The organism is Sulfurimonas paralvinellae (assembly GCF_014905135.1).
GTDB classification, from domain to species: domain Bacteria; phylum Campylobacterota; class Campylobacteria; order Campylobacterales; family Sulfurimonadaceae; genus Sulfurimonas; species Sulfurimonas paralvinellae.
The window spans coordinates 1501544-1524112 of sequence record NZ_CP041406.1; the positions used below are offsets into that span (position 1 = coordinate 1501544).

General features: G+C 37.6%; 23 protein-coding genes. 8 read left to right on the top strand and 15 right to left on the bottom strand.

Features of this window, described 5'->3' with window-relative positions:
- Positions 1-40 precede the first annotated feature (40 nt).
- Positions 41-586, top strand: coding sequence for a nucleotide exchange factor GrpE (gene grpE, locus FM071_RS07715; RefSeq protein WP_193110379.1), 546 nt, complete (start codon positions 41-43; stop codon positions 584-586).
- A gap of 115 nt (positions 587-701) precedes the next feature.
- On the top strand, positions 702-2588 hold the full coding sequence (gene dnaK / locus FM071_RS07720) for a molecular chaperone DnaK (protein ID WP_193110381.1): 1887 nt from the start codon (positions 702-704) through the stop codon (positions 2586-2588).
- Positions 2589-3011: 423 nt separating this feature from the next.
- On the opposite strand, the gene FM071_RS07725 is transcribed toward dnaK, so the two are convergent.
- The 3 genes from FM071_RS07725 to FM071_RS07735 all read right to left on the bottom strand — a co-directional run bounded on the left by FM071_RS07725 (position 3012) and on the right by FM071_RS07735 (position 5207).
- The gene (locus FM071_RS07725; protein WP_193110383.1) at positions 3012-3983 is read right to left on the bottom strand and encodes a S1C family serine protease; all 972 of its coding nucleotides are present in this window, start codon (positions 3981-3983) and stop codon (positions 3012-3014) included.
- Positions 3984-4403 carry a hypothetical protein gene (locus tag FM071_RS07730; protein WP_193110384.1) on the bottom strand — a complete coding sequence of 140 codons (420 nt, stop codon included), beginning with the start codon at positions 4401-4403 and terminating at the stop codon, positions 3984-3986.
- A 219-nt stretch (positions 4404-4622) separates the two neighbouring features.
- On the bottom strand, positions 4623-5207 hold the full coding sequence (locus FM071_RS07735) for a nitrous oxide reductase accessory protein NosL (RefSeq protein WP_193110386.1): 585 nt from the start codon (positions 5205-5207) through the stop codon (positions 4623-4625).
- A 66-nt stretch (positions 5208-5273) separates the two neighbouring features.
- Between FM071_RS07735 and FM071_RS07740 the strand changes: the two genes are divergently transcribed.
- Genes FM071_RS07740 through FM071_RS07760 form a run of 5 tightly spaced genes read left to right on the top strand, consistent with a single transcriptional unit; the run spans position 5274 to position 9720 of the window.
- A complete protein-coding gene (locus FM071_RS07740; RefSeq protein ID WP_193110388.1) occupies positions 5274-5774 on the top strand; it encodes a redoxin domain-containing protein in 501 nt (166 codons plus the stop codon).
- A gap of 1 nt (position 5775) precedes the next feature.
- Positions 5776-6678, top strand: coding sequence for a vWA domain-containing protein (locus FM071_RS07745; RefSeq protein WP_193110389.1), 903 nt, complete (start codon positions 5776-5778; stop codon positions 6676-6678).
- Entirely contained in the window at positions 6679-8232 is a 1554-nt protein-coding gene (locus FM071_RS07750; RefSeq protein ID WP_193110391.1) for a vWA domain-containing protein, read from the top strand. It abuts the gene before it with no gap.
- The gene (locus tag FM071_RS07755; RefSeq protein WP_193110393.1) at positions 8213-9355 is read left to right on the top strand and encodes a BatD family protein; all 1143 of its coding nucleotides are present in this window, start codon (positions 8213-8215) and stop codon (positions 9353-9355) included. The genes FM071_RS07750 and FM071_RS07755 overlap by 20 nt, the downstream gene beginning before the upstream one ends.
- A complete protein-coding gene (locus tag FM071_RS07760; protein ID WP_193110395.1) occupies positions 9352-9720 on the top strand; it encodes a c-type cytochrome in 369 nt (122 codons plus the stop codon). The genes FM071_RS07755 and FM071_RS07760 overlap by 4 nt, the downstream gene beginning before the upstream one ends.
- A 6-nt stretch (positions 9721-9726) precedes the next feature.
- Here FM071_RS07760 and FM071_RS07765 read toward each other — a convergent pair whose 3' ends face one another.
- The 12 genes from FM071_RS07765 to FM071_RS07820 all read right to left on the bottom strand — a co-directional run bounded on the left by FM071_RS07765 (position 9727) and on the right by FM071_RS07820 (position 21570).
- Complete coding sequence (locus FM071_RS07765) at positions 9727-10212, bottom strand: hypothetical protein (protein WP_193110397.1); 486 nt, start codon at positions 10210-10212, stop codon at positions 9727-9729.
- Between the two features lie 13 nt (positions 10213-10225).
- Complete coding sequence (locus FM071_RS07770; protein WP_193110399.1) at positions 10226-10651, bottom strand: RNA-binding protein; 426 nt, start codon at positions 10649-10651, stop codon at positions 10226-10228.
- On the bottom strand, positions 10648-11751 hold the full coding sequence (locus FM071_RS07775) for a 4Fe-4S dicluster domain-containing protein (RefSeq protein WP_193110400.1): 1104 nt from the start codon (positions 11749-11751) through the stop codon (positions 10648-10650). Before FM071_RS07775 ends, FM071_RS07770 begins: the two co-directional genes overlap by 4 nt.
- Positions 11748-12398 (bottom strand): TorD/DmsD family molecular chaperone, encoded by a 651-nt coding sequence (locus FM071_RS07780; RefSeq protein WP_193110402.1) that lies wholly within the window; start codon positions 12396-12398, stop codon positions 11748-11750. Before FM071_RS07780 ends, FM071_RS07775 begins: the two co-directional genes overlap by 4 nt.
- 75 nt (positions 12399-12473) lie before the next feature.
- Positions 12474-15758: a molybdopterin-dependent oxidoreductase gene (locus FM071_RS07785; RefSeq protein ID WP_193110404.1), complete on the bottom strand. Its 3285-nt coding sequence runs from the start codon at positions 15756-15758 to the stop codon at positions 12474-12476.
- A gap of 13 nt (positions 15759-15771) precedes the next feature.
- Positions 15772-16671 carry an NrfD/PsrC family molybdoenzyme membrane anchor subunit gene (gene nrfD / locus FM071_RS07790; protein WP_193110406.1) on the bottom strand — a complete coding sequence of 300 codons (900 nt, stop codon included), beginning with the start codon at positions 16669-16671 and terminating at the stop codon, positions 15772-15774.
- On the bottom strand, positions 16671-17306 hold the full coding sequence (locus FM071_RS07795; RefSeq protein WP_193110408.1) for a 4Fe-4S dicluster domain-containing protein: 636 nt from the start codon (positions 17304-17306) through the stop codon (positions 16671-16673). The genes nrfD and FM071_RS07795 overlap by 1 nt, the downstream gene beginning before the upstream one ends.
- Positions 17307-17575: 269 nt before the next feature.
- Positions 17576-18868: a histidinol dehydrogenase gene (hisD, locus tag FM071_RS07800; protein WP_193110410.1), complete on the bottom strand. Its 1293-nt coding sequence runs from the start codon at positions 18866-18868 to the stop codon at positions 17576-17578.
- Positions 18868-19302, bottom strand: a complete 435-nt coding sequence (locus FM071_RS07805; RefSeq protein WP_193110412.1) for a thioredoxin family protein — start codon at positions 19300-19302, stop codon at positions 18868-18870. The genes hisD and FM071_RS07805 overlap by 1 nt, the downstream gene beginning before the upstream one ends.
- On the bottom strand, positions 19295-19813 hold the full coding sequence (locus FM071_RS07810) for a shikimate kinase (protein ID WP_226960520.1): 519 nt from the start codon (positions 19811-19813) through the stop codon (positions 19295-19297). Before FM071_RS07810 ends, FM071_RS07805 begins: the two co-directional genes overlap by 8 nt.
- A gap of 21 nt (positions 19814-19834) precedes the next feature.
- The gene (locus tag FM071_RS07815) at positions 19835-21118 is read right to left on the bottom strand and encodes a hypothetical protein (RefSeq protein ID WP_193110414.1); all 1284 of its coding nucleotides are present in this window, start codon (positions 21116-21118) and stop codon (positions 19835-19837) included.
- An 11-nt stretch (positions 21119-21129) separates the two neighbouring features.
- Positions 21130-21570 (bottom strand): hemerythrin domain-containing protein, encoded by a 441-nt coding sequence (locus tag FM071_RS07820; protein ID WP_193110416.1) that lies wholly within the window; start codon positions 21568-21570, stop codon positions 21130-21132.
- Positions 21571-21684: 114 nt separating this feature from the next.
- On the opposite strand from FM071_RS07820, the gene FM071_RS07825 reads away from it, so the two are divergent.
- Complete coding sequence (locus FM071_RS07825; RefSeq protein ID WP_193110417.1) at positions 21685-22530, top strand: DUF6166 domain-containing protein; 846 nt, start codon at positions 21685-21687, stop codon at positions 22528-22530.
- The last annotated feature ends 39 nt before the right edge of the window (positions 22531-22569 follow it).

Sequence of the window (22569 nt, forward strand, 5' to 3'; positions counted from 1 at the left end):
TAATACGTTTATCTTTTCAAAAAAGGAGTTATAAATTATTATGTCTACTGAAAACACAGAGAACGAAAATATGAATGAAAATGAAACAAATACAAATGAAGAAGTAGAGGCAGATGCTGTTGCAGCTGAAAATGAACTTGATCTACTTCAAAAAGAACTAGATGAGTGTAAAGATAAATATGCACGCGTACATGCTGATTTTGACAACATCAAAAAAAGACTTGAACGAGAAAAATATACAGCAGTTGAATATGCAAACGAAAAATTTGCAAAAGATATGATCCCTGTTGTTGATTCACTTCAAATGGCACTCAAATCTGCAGATACAGATGCAGCGCCTGAAGAGTTGATAGAGAAACTCAAAGAGGGAGTGGAACTGACACTCAAACAGTTCATGACAGCACTTGAAAAACATGGTGTCACCATGGTATCTCATGAGGAGCCGTTTGATCCAAACATCCACAATGCGGTACAGAGTGTCGATCATCCAGAAATTGAAAGTGGTCAGATAGTGGAGACATTCCAAACTGGTTACAAGTATAAAGAGAGACCTTTACGTGAGGCAATGGTAGTCGTCGCGAATTAAATTCGCCAACCAATTGCAACTTAGGTTGCAAAAGAAGCTTTTAAAACTCTGTACAATTACAGAGTAATAAAAATTCAGAAAGTATAAAAATTCAAACTTAAAAAAGGAAAATAAGATGAGTAAAGTAATAGGAATAGATTTAGGAACAACAAACTCTTGTGTAGCGGTATACGAAGGTGGTGAAGCGAAAATCATCCCAAATGCAGAGGGTAAGAACACTACTCCATCAGTAGTCGCTTTTACAGATAAAGGTGAAGTTTTAGTAGGTGATCCTGCAAAACGTCAAGCGATCACAAACCCTGAAAAAACGATCTCTTCAGTTAAGAGAATTATGGGTCTGATGATGAACGAGGAAAATGCAAAACTCGCTCAAGACAAAGTTACGTATAAAATCGTAGATAAAGATGGAATGGCAGCTGTTGATGTTGCAGGTAAAATATATACACCACAAGAAATTTCAGCGAAAATTCTTACAAAACTAAAAGAAGATGCGGAAGCTTATCTTGGAAGTAAAGTTACAGATGCTGTTATTACAGTACCGGCATACTTCAATGACAGCCAACGTAAAGCGACAAAAGATGCAGGTACGATTGCAGGACTGAACGTTCTACGTATCATCAATGAGCCGACTGCTTCTGCACTGGCATATGGACTTGAAAGCAAATCTGATGAAGATGTACTTGTATATGACCTTGGTGGTGGTACATTTGATGTAACAACACTTGAAATCTCTGATGGAACATTCGAAGTTCTCTCAACTGACGGTAATGCATTCCTCGGTGGTGATGACTTCGATAACAAAATCGTTGATTTCTTAAACGCTGAGTTCAAATCTTCTCACGGAATTGATCTTAAAAATGACAAAATGGCGCTCCAACGTCTTAAAGATGCTGCTGAAACAGCAAAAAAAGAGTTGAGTTCAGCTACTGAAACTGAGATTAACTTACCGTTCATCACAATGACAGAAGCTGGACCTCAACACTTGGTTGTTAAATTGACTCGTGCGAAATTCGAAGGAATGATCGATCCTTTAGTTGATGAAACTATGACTCATATCGACACTGCGATGAAAGATGCAGATCTTAGCAAAGGTGACATCAAAGAGATCATCATGGTTGGTGGTTCAACACGTGTACCTCTTGTACAGAAAAAAGTTTCTGACTACTTCGATGGCAAAGAGCTTAACAAAAGTGTAAACCCAGATGAAGTTGTTGCAGCGGGTGCAGCGATTCAAGGTGGTGTTTTACGTGGTGATGTTAAAGATGTTCTTTTACTTGACGTTACGCCTCTTTCACTTGGAATTGAAACACTTGGCGGTGTTGCAACAAAAGTAATCGAAAAAGGTACAACGATTCCTGTAAAAAAATCGCAAGTATTCTCAACTGCGGAAGACAACCAACCGGCGGTTTCTATCAATGTTGTTCAAGGTGAACGTGAATTCGCTAAAGACAATAAATCGTTAGGACTCTTTGAGTTGACTGATATTCCTGCGGCTCCACGTGGTGTGCCTCAAATCGAAGTTACATTTGACATTGATGCAAATGGTATCTTGACAGTATCTGCAAAAGACAAAGGTACTGGTAAAGAGCAAAAAATCACTATTAGCGGAAGTTCAGGACTCAGTGAAGAAGAGATCAATAGAATGGTTCAAGATGCTGAAGAGCATAAAGCCGAAGATGAAAAACGCAAAGCGCTTGTAGAGCTTAAAAACCAAGCGGATGCACTGATCGCTCAAACAGAGAAATCTATGGAAGAGATGGGTGACAACCTAGAAGCTGATGAAAAAGCGAAAATTCAAGCAGCGATCACTGATCTTCAAGAAGTTCTAAAAGATGAAAATGCAACTAAAGAACAAATTGAAGAGAAAGTAAAAGCACTTACAGAAGCAAGTCATAAAATGGCTGAGCAAATGTATAAAAAAGAGCAAGGCGGTGAAGCTGGTGAAGCGAACCAAAATGCTAAAAAAGATGATGATGACGTTATCGATGCTGAGATAGAGTAAACACTCTATCTCATCCCTCCTCAACTTCTTATAATTCCTACTCAATAAATTTTCTTTTTAGACTTTGTGAACACTTCTTGCTTTTCTTTTCATAACATGTTAAAGATGTACATCGCAAAAAAACCTTTTTAAAGGATCTGTTATGGTTAGGGATGGTCTTGTCGTTTGTCTAGAGTGTACTTGCAACCCAAAAGTAGATCAAAATATACGGTTTATAAAAATGGTGAAAATTAATTTGATGCTGGATGATAAAGGAGGCTGATCCTATCGTCTAATTGCGCGGTAGAAGCGATGATTTGAAAGGGGAGCATTCAAAAATTTGAGCTTCTTTTTCAGATACAAGTTACGTATTCAGTGAAAGGAATATTCAACTTAAAAATAGGTACCTCTTGCAGATCACCAAAAATAATCCACAATTTAGACTTATCTCTTTCCAAGTCTTACTATTTTATTTATAATTTTACCTTTATGACTATACTCGATAATAACACTTTCCCCCGGTTGTTTTAAACCCAAAATATAGATAGCATCACCAGGAGTAAATATTTCTTTAGAATCAAAAGAAATCAGTTGATCACCAACTCTAATACCATTTGTATAGGCAATAGATTTTTTATCTATACTTTCAACAGTTACTATCCCTTCATTCTTTTGTTTAAATGAAATACCAAGATAACCTCTTTCAAACTTTCCATTCTCAATTATGGCTTTAGTAATTATTTGAACTGTGTTAGATGGAATAGCAAAGCCAATACCCGAAACACCAACTCTAGCAATTTTAGCACTATTTATACCAATCAGTTCACCTTGATTATTTACTAATGCACCACCAGAATTACCGGGGTTAATTACTGCATCAGTTTGTATAAGGTTTTCATATTCATAGATTCCTAACTCTCTTTTGTGTAAAGCCGAAACTATACCTTGAGATACAGTTTTACCAAGACCATATCCATTACCAATAGTGAAAACTAAATCTGTTAGTTCTATTGCATCAGAGTCAGCAAACTTAATAGGATTCAAATTATGAGATCTTATCTGTATAACTGCTACATCATTAGCTTTATCAGTACCTATGAGTTTTGCTTTTATTTTTTTAGCTTTACTGTGTAAATATACATAGATTTTGTCACTCCTGTGTACAACATGTTCATTAGTTACAATGTAGCCATTCTTAGAAATAATGACTCCAGAACCTACACCAATGGCTTTATCATTTTTATATATTCTAATATTAACAACAGCACCAATAGCATCATCAAGCATTCCAGACCAAGAAATAATCTTGTGAAGATTTTGTCCATTAGGAACTACTCTTTTATGAGTATCTGCTTTTTGTACTTCAAATGCCGATAAAGTCAATGTAACTAATATTGTTAATAAGAGAATTTTCATCTAGTATTTTTTATTCTTCTTAGTATCTTTAAAACCACTGGCTTCTCTCATAAGTTTTTTTCTCTCTTTTACTTCATCCCATTTATAGCCATTGGCTCTTGCTAACATTGCTCTAATATAAAAGCTAAACATATATGCTGGATATTTTTTTGATAAATCGGACTCATCTGTTAATAATAGTTTACACAAATCTCTCGCATCTTTAGTATCTAAATTCAAGAATGTCTTCATTTCCATCGAATCAAGCACATTTCTACCAAGTATATTATGTCCAGCTATATAACCTGTCACAAAAGCACTGTCCACCGTCAGTCTATTTTTCATTATATCTTTACATCCTGTAACTATCACATTCTCATTAGCTATAGCTAAACTACTGAATATTGATACAGCCAGTATCATTTTTATTATTATTTTCATTTCATTTCCTTAATTTAAGTTTCTTGCATCATCAAGGCACTCTTCTATCACAACAAAAAAGGCTTTGTATGGAAACTATTATACTGAAACATATCTTCAAATTTACCAAAAATGTGGACTAAGATTTAAAATCTTGAAAGTGCTACGATGTAAAGCCTTGATACTATTTATCAGACTAATCCCCCAATAGAATCGATGATTTGAAAGTCATCGCTTTTTTTATTTTTGAAAATCTTTTTTTGCTTCCTGCCATGCAGAGTAAAAGTCTACAATCTTTCCACCATGTTTTTTCTGAAATGCTTTTGCAAGATCCAAGTTTTTAAAAGCATATTTACTTACAGGACTCATTGTCTCAGGAACATCACTCCCTACAACATAAAAAGCTTCCGTTACCGGAATGAACTTCAATGAATCAACATCCACAACCATCGGATTTTCCAGTTCTGCACCTTCGTTTATATGTTCTGTAAGACAATGAAGTGAACAGTATTGAATATTTTTTCCGTTAAGTTTTGCAGCATGACTTGTCTTGTAAAACTTAATAAGATTCATACCGCACATTGCACAGTGCTCTTTATTTGGACCGGTTTGCACAAGAATCGCATCTTTTTTATCGACACTCTGAAACATTTTATGCATCATTGGTTTTTGCATTGGATGTTTTTGCATCGTTTTCTGCGCTTCTGATTTTTCAACCCGAGTTTTTGCAGGTGCAGTTTTTTTATCTGTCTTTACCTCTGGCGTAATATTTTGACAACCTGCAAGCAATAGAACAGTTAGTGAAGAAATAAGTAATTTAAACATTATCTTTTCCTTTATTTTTCCTAATTTTATCACTTTATTATTACATTAGTGTTAAACTAAATAACAATGAAATCAAAAATTAAAAACAGTGTCAAAGAGATTCTCTTTATTATCATTATTATGACCATTGCAACCAACCTTTTAAGTCTCTATAAAGCACAATCTCTCAGCAACAGACCACTTAATATACAAAGTTTCCGACTCATCAACAATACCCTAGCTAAAGTAGATAAAAATAGACCAATCGTCATTCACTTTTGGGCGACATGGTGCCCTACCTGTAAACTAGAAGCTGCAAATATCAATCTGCTCTCACGCCATTATCAAATCATTACCATCGCTGCCAATTCAGGAGATGACGATACAATAAAAAAATATCTTAACGAACACGGATATTCATACAGAGTCGTTAACGATAAAGATGGCACTCTATCCAAAAGATTTAAAATAGTAGGCTACCCGACGACTTTTATTTATGACAATAAGGGAAATCTTGTTTTTAAAGAAGTCGGTTACACGTCAGCTCTCGGACTATGGCTTCGACTTTTATGGGCAGGAGTGAAATAAAATGCAGCATTTCGAGTTTGAGTACCCTTATGCCTTTCTTTTGCTCTTGCTTATCATCTGTATTTACAAATGCCCGCTGAGCATCAAAAAAATTATTTTCCCCCATACAACACTTTTTTCACAAAAAGCACACTGGTTTAACAGAGAAAAGCTGCTGTACTCCATTATTTTTACTCTGCTTGTCACTGCTCTTGCCTCTCCTATTTCTTATGATTCAAAAAATGCACAGCAGCGTAAAGGACGTGATCTTGTCTTCGTGCTTGATACCAGCGGTTCTATGGAGGAAAGTGACTATTCAGCTGAAAACAGACAAGCCAGTAAGTTTTCCATACTTCAAAATCTCATAAAAACATTCGTCACGAAACGCTTTGATGATAATGTAGGCGTGAGTGTTTTTGGCTCTTTTGCATTTAATGTCGTGCCGATTACCTACGATATGCATTCCCTTGTTTATATGCTGAATTTTTTAGAAGTCGGTATGGCCGGAAACTCAACAGCTATCGGTGATGGATTGCAACGCGCTTTGGAGATGCTACAAAAGTCAAACGCAAGGAACAAGGTCATCATTCTCATAACCGACGGTTATCAAAACAGCGGGGTAACAAAGATAAAAGATGCTGTAGCCCTTGCAAAAAAAATGAATGTAAAAATCTATACTATTGGCGTTGGCAAAAAAAGTGACTACGATGCAAAACTACTTGAGAGAATTGCTAAAGACACCGATGCCCGTTCATTTGAAGCTGCCGATGCAGCAGCACTTCAAAATGTATACAAAGAACTTGACAATCTCGAACCAAGTGCCATCCGCTCACAACACTATCTCAATAGACAGGTGCTCTTTACCTACCCTTTGGCATTTGCCATTTTGCTGCTGCTCTATCTGCTTGCAAAGAGGAGAAGTTAGATGACTTTTCTCAATGCCTGGGTACTTTTTGGACTTATTCCCATCTATTTTATCTATAAAAAGCACTCCAATGTACAAAAACAGACACAGCTCTTATATCTGAGCCTTGTGTTTATGTTTTTGGCAATGGCACGACCTGCCTATGAGAATAGCTACACCCAGCAGGATTTCGATTCGCATGATTATATCATCGCACTCGATACCTCATACTCCATGCAGGCAACAGATCTTAAACCAAGTCGCTATGAACTTGCAAAAAAAGCTATAAAAAAGCTCATTGCATCACATCCTAAAGACAGGTTTACCCTTTTTGCCTTTACATCATCCACACTGCTCATCTCCCCGCCGACAACAGATACGACAATAAGCATGATGGCACTTGATGCCTTGGAGCCAAACTATATACTGACAAAAAGTACAGATATAAAGAATCTTTTTACAACAATAGCAAAGCTTCCTATGAAACAAAAAAATCTGATTATTTTCAGTGACGGCGGCGGTGAACATGATATTGCTACCCTTGCAAAGATCGCCAAAGAACACAGCATCATTCCTTATATTGTGGCAACGGCAACACAAAAAGGAGCGGCTCTTAAAAAAGATGGCAAGTACATTAAAAACAGCAATGATGCTATCGTTATCTCAAAAATCAATCCTATTCTTCCAGACCTTGCCAATGCAACAAAAGGAAAATACTATCAATTAAAATCATTAAGCGACATCGATGCACTCTCAAATGATCTTACAAGCCGGCAGAGTAAAAAAGAGCATATCGAGGTAAAATCCTATAAAGAACTTTTTTATATTCCTCTTTCCATCGCTTTTGTTCTCTATTTTCTCTCTATCACAAAAATTACACAGAGATTTTTGCTATCATTGGCGTTATTTCTTATATTACCACATAAAAGTACTGCCTCTATCATCGATTTTTATCATATTCAAAATGCCAAGGAAGCCTACACGCAACAGAGATACAAAGATTCCGCCAATGCGTTCAAAGCCGTTGCGCCGTCACCGCAGAGTTATTTCAACCTTGCTTCTGCCTACTATAAAGCCGGCCGTTACCAAGAAGCTGCAAAAACCTTTTCCCAGATACGCACAGCAAATAGAGGGCTCAAGAAAAACATCTATTATAACCTTGGAAACTGTGCCGTTAAACTCAAGCAATACGACCGAGCCAAGCGCTATTATCGTTACGCACTAGCGCTCGGGGATGACAATGATGCACTGTATAACCTGCATCTGCTCTATAAACTGCATCTCAAAACCAAAAAAGATAGTTCTAAAATGCTTCCGCAGAACCAAAATGCTGCATCAAAGAAAAAACATCAAAACGGTTCAAAGAAAAATGACAAACAAAAAAGCGGCACAAGTAAAAGCGCATCCAATCAGTCATCAAGCGAGCAGTCAAATGGTGGTGGCAGTACAAAAAAATCGCAAAAAAAACAGACCGTTGCCAAAGCGACGAAAAAAGAGAAAGGTATTTATAAATTCACCTATAAAGCCTATGAAAAAATCAATAAAGGATACACTGATGAAAAAGAGCCTTGGTAGAATATTTTTAATCTTTTTACTCTTTACAACAGCAATCTATGCAAAACAGTTAGCTACATATAAATTCTTTGCAAATAAGAAAGAAGCTGTTGTCAAAGAGGCTATAGAAGTAACATTGATTGCACATCAAAAGAATAAATCAAAAGTTATGTTCTTCTTTGCTACGCCTAAAAAAAGTAATGACTACAAAGCCGTTTTACTTACAAAAGAGATTCAAGACCACTCTTATCATAATACATCTGCTGTATTTAAGTATATTATTTTCCCGCTCAAAGCAAAAAAAATTCATATAGATTTTGATTTTACAATAAAAACTGCTACCGACAAGGGAATTGCATTTGCCTATGTGGAAGACCATGATGACAGCAAAAGGATTGCTATGGAAGTCTCACATGTTAAAATAAAACCTCTTGATATCAGAGTAAAGAAACTTAAACATCCTGTAGATTTAATAGGTGATTTTAAACTCAACTCCACCATTGACAAGCAATCAATAAATCAATATGAAAATGTAAATCTTCACTACACACTCTTGGGAACAGGATACAATGACAAAGTCACTCTGCTAAAAAATTTAAAAGATGTCAATCTTTTTTCTGATATAAATAATGCCTATATAAAACTAACTCCAGAAGGATACAAAATAAAAAGAGAGTATATTTATGCCCTAAGTGCAAAAAAAGATTTTACAATTCCTGCAGTAACACTCCATGCATATTCACCAAAAACAGAGAAATACTATACGCTTACTGCAGCACAACACCATATTAAAGTTACAAAGATTGATACATCGAAACTTTTAGATAATGAAGAGTACCCACAAACAAAAGAGCTCATTAACTTTGATGCACTCAAACAATTTCTTATCTATCTTATTATTTTTATCACGGGTTATCTAAGTGCACAATTTCAATCTTTTAGCTTTAAAAAAGATGCTGATTCTACAGAGCTACAAGAGATCAAAAAAGCGCAGACAGCAAAAGAACTGCTTTTTATTTTGGTAAATATACATAAGGAGCAACAATTTTCACATGAAGTAAAAATGCTGGAAGAGATAGTATATAATAATGCTGCTCATAATTTCAATAAGATTAAAACTACTATTATCAAAGGACTCAAATGATTCGGACTGCCATAACTGTTTTTCTTCTTCTACAAAGTGCTCTTTATGCTAAAACAGAGACATCTTATGAAATTGGTAAAAATCTTTACTACGCAAACGGCTGTGCGAACTGTCATGGAACCAATGCCGAAGGAAGCAGTTACTACCCAAAACTATCAAACAAAAAAAGAGATTTCTTAACAAAAAAACTGGAAGATTTTAAAAAGGGAATTGCACAGACACAAAAGCAGGAGATCATGTTTACCTTTGCAAAACCGCTCACGCAGGCAGATATAAAGAACATTACCTACTTTCTTGCTCATTTTAAAAAAGAGGATTCAAGGAAGTATGACGTAGAAGAGGATCTTCTTGGTGTGGATTACTAACAGAGGCTAGGCTTCTGCTGCACCACCGTCTTCGGTAAAGAACTCTCTGTAAACTTTTTCAAAATACTTTTTAGCATTCTCAGTTTTTTGAATCTTTGCATCAAAGATCTCTTTTGTCGCAGGATATTTTTCACTGTATTCTTTATATATTGCACATTTCATATCCATATTTTGAGAAAATTGATCGATAACAGCACGGAAATCTTCCGGTGTTGCAACCCACTGCATAAATTTTTGAAACATTCTCTCTCTGACATCGATAGCAAAAGACTCATCAAGCTGCTGTGCCATACGTTTGAGATCCCAGCGTGAGAAATAGACACCGCTCTTCACCGGCGGCATAATTTCAGCATAGATAGCTTTGAGATAATCCGGATAGTCTTCAGGAGCATCCATTTCACAACTACCGTCAGCACAAGCCTGATCAATCATTACCTGTTGCTGCATCTGCTCAAATTCACTTCGTAATTCGTTTAAATCTTTCATATCCATAATATTCTTTCCTCTACTTTATAAATTGATTATATATCTCTTGTGCCAATGCTTCACCCTCAAGTGTGCCATTTTTTTCAAGATAGGTTCCGATGAGTTTCTCACCATCACGCACGACAAAGTCACACTTGTTATAGACCTGAACAAACTCATCCGCTTCATCAAGAAGCTCAATGGCACTCTCTTGGTATTCTGGTGCTATATAGGCACCGTTTACATGTGATTTTTTCATATTTGACAATGTAAAATAAAAATCATCCTCACGTATGTTCATAGGTATCATCATAGCATCATCTCCTGATGCTTTGACAAGCTTGTTGAGCATTACAAAGAGTCTGTTCGGACTTGCATGTTCTGCAATAAGACCAAAAAGTTTTGTCTGTTTTTGAATCTGATCATCAGCATTCATCGTTTGTGGTGCTTCTATATTTTCACTCATTTTATCCCCCATAGCTCTCGTGCTTCTTCCTCTTCTATCTTGCATCTTTGACATAAAACCTCACCGCCTTTGTACGCAAAGAAATTCCCGCATTCATCACACCGTTTAATACTAAAACGTGCCAGCGTCTCGATCTTTGGTTCAAAAAAGCTCTCCAATGCAAATGTCGGTCGCAGTGTCAAGGAATCCGGTTCACACACATCGTGGCAAGAGTGACACTGAACACATGCAAGCGGATTGAAATTTATTACACTGTTTTTTCCATCAGAAGAGAGTGCGCCTGTAGGACAGATTCTGTAACACATTTGACAATTCGTACATGTCGTCTCATCCAAATCTTTTTGCGAAATAAAAGAGATATCGTTGATATCAATGTTATGAAAGATCTCAGGCACACTTGCTCGTTTCATAGCCATCAGCAAAAGACTTCTTCTGTCGGGAATATTTTTTTGCTTTATTTTAGCGATATCCGCATTCGTGACCGTATGAACTTTTTCAATATCTTCACTTGCGGCAACTTCATTTTCAAACTGCTGCTTGATAGATACCGCTTTTTTAAGTCCCTCTTTTGAAAGCAGTTCTCTTCTGCTCATTAACGCTTCACCGCTACTAGGCTCAGAGACACTCTCTACTTCTTGAAGGAGTATACTTTTATTCTGTTGCATTGCTTCAAGCAGAAAGTTAACCTCTTCTATGCGCTCTTCGATGATCGGCAGGTTTTTTGCACCGATCTCGCAGTTTTTACATCCGCCTATATCGGCAGTGAGCTGCTCGTTTGCAATCAAAGCCATACTTAAAAGCTCTTCTGCACTCAAAGCAGCGATACACGGAAGTTCTGTTTTACAAGAGATGAGCTGCTCATCATTTTCTAAAAAACTAAACACATAATTAATAGGCTTAAAATCATCCAATGAGTAAGCAGCTGTAGGGCATACTGCTCCACAACCACCGCATCCTACACATTCACTCGGCACAAAAGAGACAACACCTTCAGTTATCTTGATAGTCTCAACGGGACATACTTCAACACATTTGTTACATATTGCAAACTTGTTTGATGTATGCACACATTTTGAAACATCTAAGCTAAGGAGACTCATGCGTTATAGTTATACTCGTTTTCTTTAAGCGCTGTAAGGTATTCAAAATCACTCATAATGAATTCCAACGCCAAATCCGCAAGATCATAATAGAATGCCGTTCCTGCCTCATTTTTAACATTCAAAAGATACATCGGTGCCCACTCCAAAATATGGTCTTTCATAAAACCGTATTGCAGTTGCGAGAGCTGTTTTGCCAATTCCATGTCATCATCTTCAAGCGCTTTTAGTTCTGCACGACAAAGTTCATACATAAATTCTAATTCAATCCCGATATGATCCGCGGCCATTACACGAGCCTTGTCAAGTTCGACTTTAAATTCAAAAGCATTAAAAATGGCCTGTACAGGGTTTTCACCACCTGTTTCCATCATTTGATCTTCTCTTGTATAAAAAGACTCATACGGAATAAGATGGAGTAAAAAAAGGTTAGTAAAATCAACATTGAGATATCTCTCTATCAACTCTTTTCTGTCATACTCTTCTCTTTTTTTCCATGTTGCATATGTTGGGAAAAAAGAGAGCATGTTTTGATCGTCTTCTATTGATTTTAATAGCCCTTCATCAACTTCGCCTATCATCAGTCTAGAGATTAAAGCATATATATTTATACGAGCATTTTGCTGTTGTTTTAAATCATTGTTCATTGATTGTATACCTTGAATGGAAATATTGTTAGAAGTATATTAAAGCACCACTTGAAGTGGGCTTTAATATAGAGGTTAAACGTCTTTAATCTCAACTTTGTAAGCTTTTTGACTTGGTTTAACCGGACGTTTAATGTGGTATGGACGACGCCATTTATCACCTGGAGCAAGTGGACGAGTCAATTGATCTCTCCATGCTTGATAAACTTTAAAGTTATTCTCATAATTCACAGAGATATCACCGATTTTTTCATCAGCGCCTGCTTTTGTGATTACAACTTTTTGGTGCCAACCGTGATTACCCGCAATTGGATCCGGATGACAAGGTGCTACAGCATTTTGCCATGAACCTGAAAGTCCGTCCCACCAGATATCATCGATATCTCTGTTGTATTCAGCAAACTGCCAAATTTCACGTTTTTTCATCGCTTCGATGCCTTCTTTAGGTTTCATAGTACCAACTTTACCGTCATTCGTCATTTCATAAAGTGGAGCACCAAGACCCATTACACCAAGTTGATGCTCAAATCCTGGGATTTTAACAGCATCTTTAAGTTTCCAACGACCGGCATGGTGTGAACATGCAAGAACACCAGGACGAGTTGCTTCAGTAGGTACAGCCATCGCGATAAAGTAACCGCTTTCAATACCTGAAAGTGTATCAACAATCTGAACTTTGATCGCATCACCACGTTTGATACCAAGTTTCTCAGCATCTTTTGTATAGATCCAAACCGGGTTATGGTTTTGAGAGATCTCCATAAGGTGCTTAGAGTTAACCGAACGAGTGTGAATATTATATGGAAGACGATAAATCGTGTTGAGTGCGAACTCATTATCTGCTTTCATATGTTTATGGTGAACCTGTGTTACCAGGTGAACCATTTTATCGTTCTCTTTTTCATTTCTTGGATAAACTGGAATAGCATATTCCGGCCATTTCCACTCTTCAGCCAACCACTCAGAGAAGAACTCAAGTTTTTTACTGAGTGTATGGAAACCATCTAAGAGCTTATCATCTTTAATGATACCTATTGATTTTTTCAACTCACCGTCTTTAACCCATAGTGCACCGAATTGATCTTTTTCGATCTCACTTTTATGGTATTTATGGCCGTGAGCATGTACGTAATCACCTTCGATTTCCATCTCTTCTTCTTGAGGTTTATATACGTTTGTTTTTTCAGTCCATGCACCATGATCTCTAATGTATGCATATACAGGGAATTCTTCGCCTTTGTACATTTTTGTTGCAGTCTCTTTCAATCTTGGAAGAAGAGAAAGTGCAGCATCAAAATACTCAGGTACTGTTACAGCACGTGATGGATCTTTTTTACTTGCCCAGTATTTTCTAATACCAAGGCTTCCATCTGGATCCACATAGTTAACAATGAGATTTGGCCAGAATTCACTCTCTTCCCAAACTTCACCAAGACCATACTTCATATGCGCTTCTAGTGTAGCACGTGTTGGATCTTTTGGTTTCCATCCGGCTTTTTCCGCTGCAACACGAAGTACCGCTTGACGGAACTCAATACGCTGCTCAGGTTTAGAAGGAGTTGATTGTTGGTCATTACGCTCACCAGCAAGTCCAACCGGAAGTACATAATCACAGTACCAGTTTGTCTCAGACCATGTTGGAGACAAGTTAAATGACAATTCAAATTTATCTTCACGTTTAAGTGCTTCTATCCATCTGAAACCATCCGGATTGATCCATAGAGGATTATGCATTCTTGGAACATAAACAGCCATTGACTTAGGAATTTTTAGTCCACGCTTTGTCCACTTCGCATGCCATTCGTCATCCATCATAATTTGAGGCATCATATAACCCATTTCATATGAAGAGAGTGGATATTCAGGTGGCCAAGCGATTTCATTCCATACATCAGTTTTACCTGGGTGTTTACCTGCAACTGTCGCTTTATCACCTTTACCTGCTACAGAGATCTCATGCCAGTGGTGCATACCTACTCCACCAATATCTCCACGCATAGCTCCAACAAGAGTAAGCGGTAAGAAACCTGCACGAGTATTCATCCAACCACCACGGTGACCAATCGGTCCTGCACGCCAAAGGTATGTTGCTATTTTTGCACCGGCAGGAACAAACATTTCCCATAATTGGTCAAGCTTATACTCCATACCTTCAAGTTTACACTCTTTTACAACAAACTCTTTCGTATATGGTGCATAGAGTTCTTTTGCCAGTTCAAGGAAAGACTCATAGCTTTCATCTTTCGGCATTTTAGATATATAACCATATCCGATCATCTTTTTAAGATAATCTTTGTTTGCCATTAATCTATCCCAGTTAACCCATTCTCTTACGAAATCATGGTTAACGATATCTGCACCGTCTTTTTTCTTCTCATTTAAGATGCGATTTGTCAGGTAGAGGTAAAGTGCTGCCTCAGTACCTGGCCAACATGGAATCCATAAGTCCGCCATACCAGCTGAGTTAGACATACGAGGATCAATAACAATCATTTTTGCACCACGTTTACGTGCATCAGCAATCAAACCTGCTGATTGTTGGAAGTAGTGACCAGCGTCTGCTGCGTGAGACGATTGTAAGAAAATCAGATCAGCATTACCCCAATCCGGTGAGTTTCTATCATCATTCGCCCATTGAATAGTACCTTGACGTGCACCTGCAGAACAGATGTTTGTATGAGAGTTGTATCCATCAATTCCAAGAGACTGTGGTACACGAGGACCGAAACCGTTCTCATTTGGACGACCAACGTGATACATGATAGATTTTTTAGAAATCTCATCACCTTTAGCAAGTGTATCGTGCATTTTCTTACCGATTTCAGCCATTGCTTCATCCCAAGTTACACGAACCCATTTACCTTCACCACGTTTAGAACCCGGTGCACGTTTAATTGGGAATGGAATACGATCTGGATCGTACATTTGAGAAGTAACCGCGTAACCTTTTGCACAGTTTCTACCACGAGAACCTGTATGTAATGGGTTACCCATATGTTTTCTTACTGTCATAGTTTCTTTATCAACCCATGCAGTCAGACCACAACCCGCTTCACAGTTTGAGCAGACTGTAGGAACGATTGTATAATCGTTTACCTTGATACCGTCCGGATTTTCAGCTGAACGAACGCCATGACGTTCGATACCACCACGTTTCCAGTCTGTTCCGTCAAGCTCTTTAAAGCTATCCCACTCTTTTACGTCAGGATAAAATGATAGCGTATCAGGAGTGTTTGTAAACTTTGAATCTGTTACAGACTCTGCAACAGCGTCAGTCTCAAACACACCCTTTGCGATAGCTACACCAGCAACGCTAAATGCAGCACCTTTTAAAAATGTTCTTCTACTTTGTAAATACATTTATACTTTCTCCTTAACTTAGTGGTAATAATTGTGGAATTACCAGCCAAACATGTTTAACTACCCACAGACCTACGATTGCTAAAATAGAAGCAAGACTTAACATACTACTACTTTTACTTACTCTAGCAAGAGCTACTAACAACATTGGCAAGATATAAGCAACCCATTGTCCAATCCAGAACATTGTTGCATATTCACCGTCACCTTTTACATAGTGTAAGATAGCAGCAACTTCTTCAGCTTTCATTGCACCGAAGATATACTCTGACATATAGATGATAAATGCCATCAATGCACTTAGACCTAAAATTGCACCAAAGAATTGTTTTGTCTCATCACTGAGTTTTGAACCGCCAAGTAAAATAATTGCTGCAGAACCACTTAAAGTCGCTGCTAAAATCATTTGTACTGATTCTGTCGGCATCTGCCACAATTCACGTGCAGTTGATTCTGCCATAATTCCTGCAGTATACAATGTAACAGGAATAGCAAGTAGTGTTACCCAGAAAAGAAGTTTATCAAAAGCTTCCGTTTGTTTTTTGAAGCCAAGAATAATCATTAAAAATTCTAAACCTACAAAAACCGTTGCCATCCATGCACCAACTGTAATTGCCGATGTCCAGTGAGGATAAAAGAAGATATGCCACATTCTAAACGGTTGATGTAAATCAGCAAGAGTAAAAAGTAAGAAAATATTCATAAAAATAAATGAAACGATAAGTGTTGAAGTTCTCAGACCTTTCATCTCATCAGGATTTTTTCTTAATAATAAGAAAAGCATAAATACTAAACCAGTACCGATACTTTTCGCCCACATATTCATTGTAACGAACCAGCCCCAAAATACGTCTGGTAAAGCTACATCCAAAGTTACTACTGCATGTGTTGCAGCTAAAGATTCATGTACCATTAGTGATGCCCTCCTAGTGGAAGATGTGTAATATTGTTGAACAGGTTATAACCTTCTTCTCTTTCAGACGCAAGAGGATTCAGGTGTGCTTGAGAAGCGCCAACATAGAAGTGGTGAGGGTTCGTACCCTTCTCTGGTTTACGAACTTGAACATCTCTGTTATCTTGAATATATTTAGAAATATTTGAAGTTGGATCATCAAGGTCACCAAAGATATTTGCTTCAACAGGACATGCAACAACACAAGCAGGCATCATAGATGATGCAATACGGTGCGCACAGTATGTACACTTGTCAGCAGTTTGTGTTTCAGGGTCAATATAGATAGCACCATACGGACAAGCCATAACACAACCGGCACAACCGATACATCGCTCTTTATCAATATTAACAATTCCGTTTTCAATATAGTGAAGAGCAGATACCGGACAGATTCTTTCACACGGAGCATTCTCACAGTGATTACATCTCAGCGGTGTAAATGTTCTTTTTGTTTCTGGGAATGTTCCCACATCTACATATTTGACACGAAGTCTCCATGTACTAAGCGGAACTTCATTTTCCACTTTACATGCGATCTCACAACCTTTACATCCCATACAAAGATGTAAATCAACTAGGAAACCTAATTGCATATATTCTCCTTTGGCCAATTTTGGCTTAATTAAGATTTATAACTACGACTTATTAACATTAAAAGAAGCCCTTATGCACGGCATTTCGAGCTTTTTTTACTGTGTTTATATTAACCAACAAAGCTTAAAGAAGTAATAAATAAGTGATATTTTTGTAATAAAATTTAAGAGGTGTGTATATTTAAAAAACTGATATTTTAAATATTTATCAATTGCATAATAAAAGAAAATACTATAGGAAATTTTAAGAAAGAGGTAAAATCTCTTTCTTATTTGGTTAAACGAACTCTTACTGACTGTTCGTGTGCAGTCAAGCCTTCAGTGTTGGCAATAAGTGCACACTCTTCGCCTATCTCGTTTATAGCTGCAGAGCTAAAAGAGATGATGGAACTTTTTTTCATAAAATCTTCTACACCGAGCGGTGAATAGAATTTTGCGGTTCCTCCTGTTGGGAGTGTATGATTTGGGCCTGCGACATAATCACCGATGGCTTCAGGCGTATTGTGCCCTAAAAAGATCGCTCCGGCATGTTTGATGTACGGTAACAGTTCAAACGGACTCATTGTAGCTACTTCCAAGTGTTCAGGAGCTATCTCGTTCATGAGGCTTACCGCTGCATCCATATCTTTTGTTACAATAATGGCACCGCGTTCTTCGATCGATTTTCTGGCGATTGCCTCACGCGGCAGTTTTTGCAGCCAATTTTCTATCTCTTTTTCTACAGCATCGGCTAACTTTTGCGATGGTGTTATTAAAATTGAACTTGCCATCTCATCATGCTCAGCCTGTGAAAGCAGATCAATTGCCATGTGTGAAGGATTAGCACTGTCATCGGCAAGTATTCCGATCTCACTAGGTCCTGCTATCATGTCAATATTGACATCACCGAAGACCATCTTTTTTGCAGTCGCAACAAAGATATTTCCCGGTCCCGTAACAACATCGACCTTAGGAATATTTTGAGTCCCATAAGCCATCGCGGCTATTGCCGATGCGCCCCCTACTTTGTAAACCTGATCGACACCGCAAAGGTGACATGCAGCTAAAAGAAGCTCGTTTGGTTCATTGTCAGGTGTCGGCGTACAGACAACAATGTTCTCAACACCCGCAACCTGCGCAGGAATAACATTCATTAAAAGTGATGACGGGTAAGCCGCTTTCCCACCTGGAATATAAAGCCCTGCACTATCGACAGGCGTCACTTTTTGCCCTAAAATAGTCCCGTTTGCTTCTGTGTCGAACCATGATTTTGGTTTTTGTTTTTCATGATAGAGTTTAATTCTCTCATATGCCAAATGAAGTGAATCTTTGAGTGCTTTATCAAGATTGTCATAGGCTTTGCTCATAGACTCCTGAGAAATTTTCAAATCATCATCATTTTTCGGCGTCCAATTGTCAAACTTTGCAATGTGTTCAAAAAGCGCCTTATTCTTATTTGCTTTTATCTCATCTATAATGCCGCCTACTATACTTGAAACATAAGCAATATCCATCTTTCCACGACCTAAAAGCTCTTGGAAATTCTCATTGAAATCAGTGTCAGTTGATTTTATAAATATCATTATTTTTTTACTCTCTTATTATTTTTATCGAATTCACTTTTTACAATACCGAGTGCCTCTTGAAAATTCGGTGCTTGAACATAGCCTAAAAGAGGCTGATACATTGGGTCTCCGTTTGGAAACAAGAACCATATTCCCGGAAGTCCCGGTGTGTTTTGTGCCAATACCTGCGGAATGTAATCACCTTTGTCCGTCCATGAACGAATCGCTATAAAGTCTTTGTTGAGTGCGTTGACAACTTTGTCGTCTTTAAGCGTAGTGCGGTCAAGTAAAAGACAATATTTGCATGAGTGACTTGATATGATAAAAAGAACCGGTTTGTTCTCTTTTTGCGCCTGTGCAATGCCGCTTGTATAATCTTTAGCCCAATGAAGATCGGCACCAAAAAGCGCAACACTCAAAAGTGCTGTCATTATTATTATTTTTTTAAACATGTTTTTTTACCTTTTTAAGTAGTTCTTTTGCGCACTCTTTTGCGCTTTTGTTCGTTACGTCGATCACAACATCCGCAAGTTTGAGATACTCCGGACGCCTCTCTTCATAAAGTTTACGAGCCGCTTTCAAATCAGAAAGCAGTGGCCTTTTTTTCAATTTTTTTGTAGCATTTGGATGCTCTTTTATTCTTTTGATAATAGCATCAAAACCAGAATCAAGAAGTACAATTGTACCTATATTTTTTAAATTTTCCTGTTTATAAAACCCGCCGCCTGTTGAGATAAGCGTATTTCGCACACTTTTTTCAAGCCATTTTGCTATATGTTTTTCAAGTTTTCGGAAGTATTTTTCACCCTCTTGCTCAAAAATCGCTTTGATCTTTCTGTTTTCCATGCTCTCAATCAAGTCATCTGTATCAATGGCGATATAATCAGAGTGTTTAACAACCTCACGCGCGACACTGCCTTTGCCGACACCCATAAACCCAATTAGTACTATATTATTTTTCATACTTTTTTCTTTTCCTCTTTTTTATGCAAATGCACTCATATCAAAATCCGGTTTTTTCTTTTTCGTCTGCATATAAATAAATACAGGAGCCAAAATATTATACTCTAGTATTGCCATGCTTGTTATAAAAGCCAGAGCTGAGGGTACAAGTGCTGAGGGCATATAAAAAGAAAAAACAGAACCAACAAGTGAAAGGATGAAAAGCAGATACTGCATTTTTGCGGCTGTTTTATTTATCATTTCATTCATCGTCGGTATGGTCATATACCCCATACCGTTGAGATGGAACCAGACAAGAAATGGGACTATCTTATAGAGCATTCCCAGCATGATAGAGAGGATAAACCCTCCGCCTATCAAAATGCCGACCATAACAATATACTGATGTTTGAAAAACTCGTCAAAGATCCACAAAAATGAACCCAAAGTCAAAAACACACTCGCTGCACGCCAATACCAGACCGTTACATCTGAAATGGGTCTTTTTCGCTTGTTGAACTTTATCCAGACCGTTGTTGCAAAAGCCCAGAAAAATGTCACTATCCACAATTTCGCATAGAGTGTGTACTCCTGTGCAAAAAAGCTTAAAAGCATCCAAATGATAAGTCCTGCAGTGATGAGGAGCACAACTCTTTTCTTACAAAACTGCTTAAAACGCGGTGCGACATAGAACATTGGCAGCACCTGAAAAGCCACGCCGATAATCAAAATACCGGCAAATCCGAACACTGCCCATGTACTGTGAACATTTGCCACTTCATAATGCAGCTGCGTGATATCATTGTTACTATAACCATGGAGAAGATAAACACCCATCATCACTATAAGAAAAGCGAAATAGAGACTCATGCGCATTCCTTTGATGCTTGCAGTAAAATGCTCAACATCTTTCATGGCATAGAGCATACTGAGTATGATGGTGACAAAACCACTGCCTAATAAAAATGAAGCAGCCCAAAGTAACACTGCATTGCCAGACTCCAATCCTGCTGCCATACACAACAAACCAATCAATAAAAAGAGATGGGTCATAGAACTTACGAACTTTACTTTTGGTATCTTCGCACTCGCCAGCACAGGCAGCATCTGCGTGAGAGCTCCAAGCATTATAAAACCGAACAAGCCTATTGTAATGAGATGCGTTACAACAATTGCATCAATAGAATACCTGCTCATTAGTGACGCAGAATCGCTGAAGAGCAATAAAATTCCTGCCAACATGCCAAAAATCGGTGCCGTTATAAAAAAACGAAGCGGCGCTGAAATAGGCGGTGCTTGATCTAATGATAAGCCGTTAAAGTCCAATCTGTTTCCTTCTACTCAACGATTAAAGAATCCATCATCTCTATTATACGGTCAGCTTCCGCACTAAGGTGCTGTTGCGCCATTGTATAGAGCATCTGTTCTTCTTTCATGTTATGCTGCTGAAGAAGGATCATCAATGTTTCAGAAAGTCCGAAGAACTTATCTTTATCATCATTTTCTATTGCTGCCAAGAGTTGTGACATGAGATTACGCATCTGTGAGTGTTCTTGACGCATCATCTCCGTCGGTCCCATTGTCATTCCCGTTTTTTGTTCAAACTCTGGAAACATGACACGCTCTTCCATTTGAAAGTGATGTTCCATATCTGTTACGAATTTTTCTGTCAGCTCTTTTGCTTCAGCAAGCGAAAAGCCGGCTTTTTCTTCCATTGCGGCAAAGACATCGTCGCATCGTCTGTGATCATTTGTCAAATACTCTTTTATACTGCTCATTAATGTACCCTCTATAAATTTTCTTGGTATTATATTGAAATAAAATAAATATTTGTTTTATACCTGTTAATTTAGAAATGTTACAATTTTATCACAAAACAAAAAGGGTCTTTCATGGCTGGAAATCTCAAAGGTAAATATTTCGTTGCCTCACGCGGCTTTTACGGTACAAACTCCGTGACATATAAAAATATTGAGATAGATGTTGCCAAATATAATCATGACTATGCAAACCCGATTACCAGCTTTGACTGGGGCAATACTGAAAAAGGTGCCAATCTCCTTGCCAATGCAATTCTCAGTACAATTGCCTCTCCCACTGTTGCCAGAATATATGCAAATAAATACACACAAGACGTCATTCAAAAATTCCAAGAAGATGAATGGAAAATGGAAGCTATCGAAGTGGCGCGCTGGGTCAACAAAAATACAAACTACAAAATAGATATAGATGAAGATGACGAGCTAAAAGCCAAAGAAGACGAAGCTAAGAGAAAAGAAGAAGAGGCAGCCAAAGAAGCACGTAGAATAAAACGCGAAGAAGAGTTTCAAAGACAAGTACGGGAAAAACTTGCCAAACGAGCTCACGACAGTGAAAAAACAAAAAAAGAAGCGCACAAAATTCTCACAAATAATGTTGTTGATAATCTTTGTAAAGAGTTGAATATCAAGTATGAAACACTTGCTAAAATTCTGGATGTCGAACTCGATACTATCAACAACTGGCGGCTTGAAAACGAAATGCCGAAACTTGCCAGAAAAGCTATGGAATTTTACAAGGCAGGTGTCTCTTTTAAAGAGAAGAATTCTCAACTAAAAGCACAAAACAACAATCTTCAAGAACAACTCGATAAAAAAGAGACAGAGATGTCACTTTTTGAAAAAGATCTCAACAATTATAAAAAATTTATAACCTCTTTGGATATCCCGCAAATTTACAAAAAATTCAAAGAACTTTAAACATTACACTCCAAAAATAAACAGGCATTTATCAACTCA

Excerpts from the sequence above, each read along its gene's own strand:
- grpE (WP_193110379.1), top strand. The coding sequence starts at position 41 with ATGTCTACTGAAAACACAGAGAACGAAAATATGAATGAAAATGAAACA.
- dnaK (WP_193110381.1), top strand. The coding sequence starts at position 702 with ATGAGTAAAGTAATAGGAATAGATTTAGGAACAACAAACTCTTGTGTA.
- FM071_RS07725 (WP_193110383.1), bottom strand. The coding sequence starts at position 3,983 with ATGAAAATTCTCTTATTAACAATATTAGTTACATTGACTTTATCGGCA.
- FM071_RS07730 (WP_193110384.1), bottom strand. The coding sequence starts at position 4,403 with ATGAAAATAATAATAAAAATGATACTGGCTGTATCAATATTCAGTAGT.
- FM071_RS07735 (WP_193110386.1), bottom strand. The coding sequence starts at position 5,207 with ATGTTTAAATTACTTATTTCTTCACTAACTGTTCTATTGCTTGCAGGT.
- FM071_RS07740 (WP_193110388.1), top strand. The coding sequence starts at position 5,274 with ATGAAATCAAAAATTAAAAACAGTGTCAAAGAGATTCTCTTTATTATC.
- FM071_RS07745 (WP_193110389.1), top strand. The coding sequence starts at position 5,776 with ATGCAGCATTTCGAGTTTGAGTACCCTTATGCCTTTCTTTTGCTCTTG.
- FM071_RS07750 (WP_193110391.1), top strand. The coding sequence starts at position 6,679 with ATGACTTTTCTCAATGCCTGGGTACTTTTTGGACTTATTCCCATCTAT.
- FM071_RS07755 (WP_193110393.1), top strand. The coding sequence starts at position 8,213 with ATGAAAAAGAGCCTTGGTAGAATATTTTTAATCTTTTTACTCTTTACA.
- FM071_RS07760 (WP_193110395.1), top strand. The coding sequence starts at position 9,352 with ATGATTCGGACTGCCATAACTGTTTTTCTTCTTCTACAAAGTGCTCTT.
- FM071_RS07765 (WP_193110397.1), bottom strand. The coding sequence starts at position 10,212 with ATGGATATGAAAGATTTAAACGAATTACGAAGTGAATTTGAGCAGATG.
- FM071_RS07770 (WP_193110399.1), bottom strand. The coding sequence starts at position 10,651 with ATGAGTGAAAATATAGAAGCACCACAAACGATGAATGCTGATGATCAG.
- FM071_RS07775 (WP_193110400.1), bottom strand. The coding sequence starts at position 11,751 with ATGAGTCTCCTTAGCTTAGATGTTTCAAAATGTGTGCATACATCAAAC.
- FM071_RS07780 (WP_193110402.1), bottom strand. The coding sequence starts at position 12,398 with ATGAACAATGATTTAAAACAACAGCAAAATGCTCGTATAAATATATAT.
- FM071_RS07785 (WP_193110404.1), bottom strand. The coding sequence starts at position 15,758 with ATGTATTTACAAAGTAGAAGAACATTTTTAAAAGGTGCTGCATTTAGC.
- nrfD (WP_193110406.1), bottom strand. The coding sequence starts at position 16,671 with ATGGTACATGAATCTTTAGCTGCAACACATGCAGTAGTAACTTTGGAT.
- FM071_RS07795 (WP_193110408.1), bottom strand. The coding sequence starts at position 17,306 with ATGCAATTAGGTTTCCTAGTTGATTTACATCTTTGTATGGGATGTAAA.
- hisD (WP_193110410.1), bottom strand. The coding sequence starts at position 18,868 with ATGATATTTATAAAATCAACTGACACTGATTTCAATGAGAATTTCCAA.
- FM071_RS07805 (WP_193110412.1), bottom strand. The coding sequence starts at position 19,302 with ATGTTTAAAAAAATAATAATAATGACAGCACTTTTGAGTGTTGCGCTT.
- FM071_RS07810 (WP_226960520.1), bottom strand. The coding sequence starts at position 19,813 with ATGAAAAATAATATAGTACTAATTGGGTTTATGGGTGTCGGCAAAGGC.
- FM071_RS07820 (WP_193110416.1), bottom strand. The coding sequence starts at position 21,570 with ATGAGCAGTATAAAAGAGTATTTGACAAATGATCACAGACGATGCGAC.
- FM071_RS07825 (WP_193110417.1), top strand. The coding sequence starts at position 21,685 with ATGGCTGGAAATCTCAAAGGTAAATATTTCGTTGCCTCACGCGGCTTT.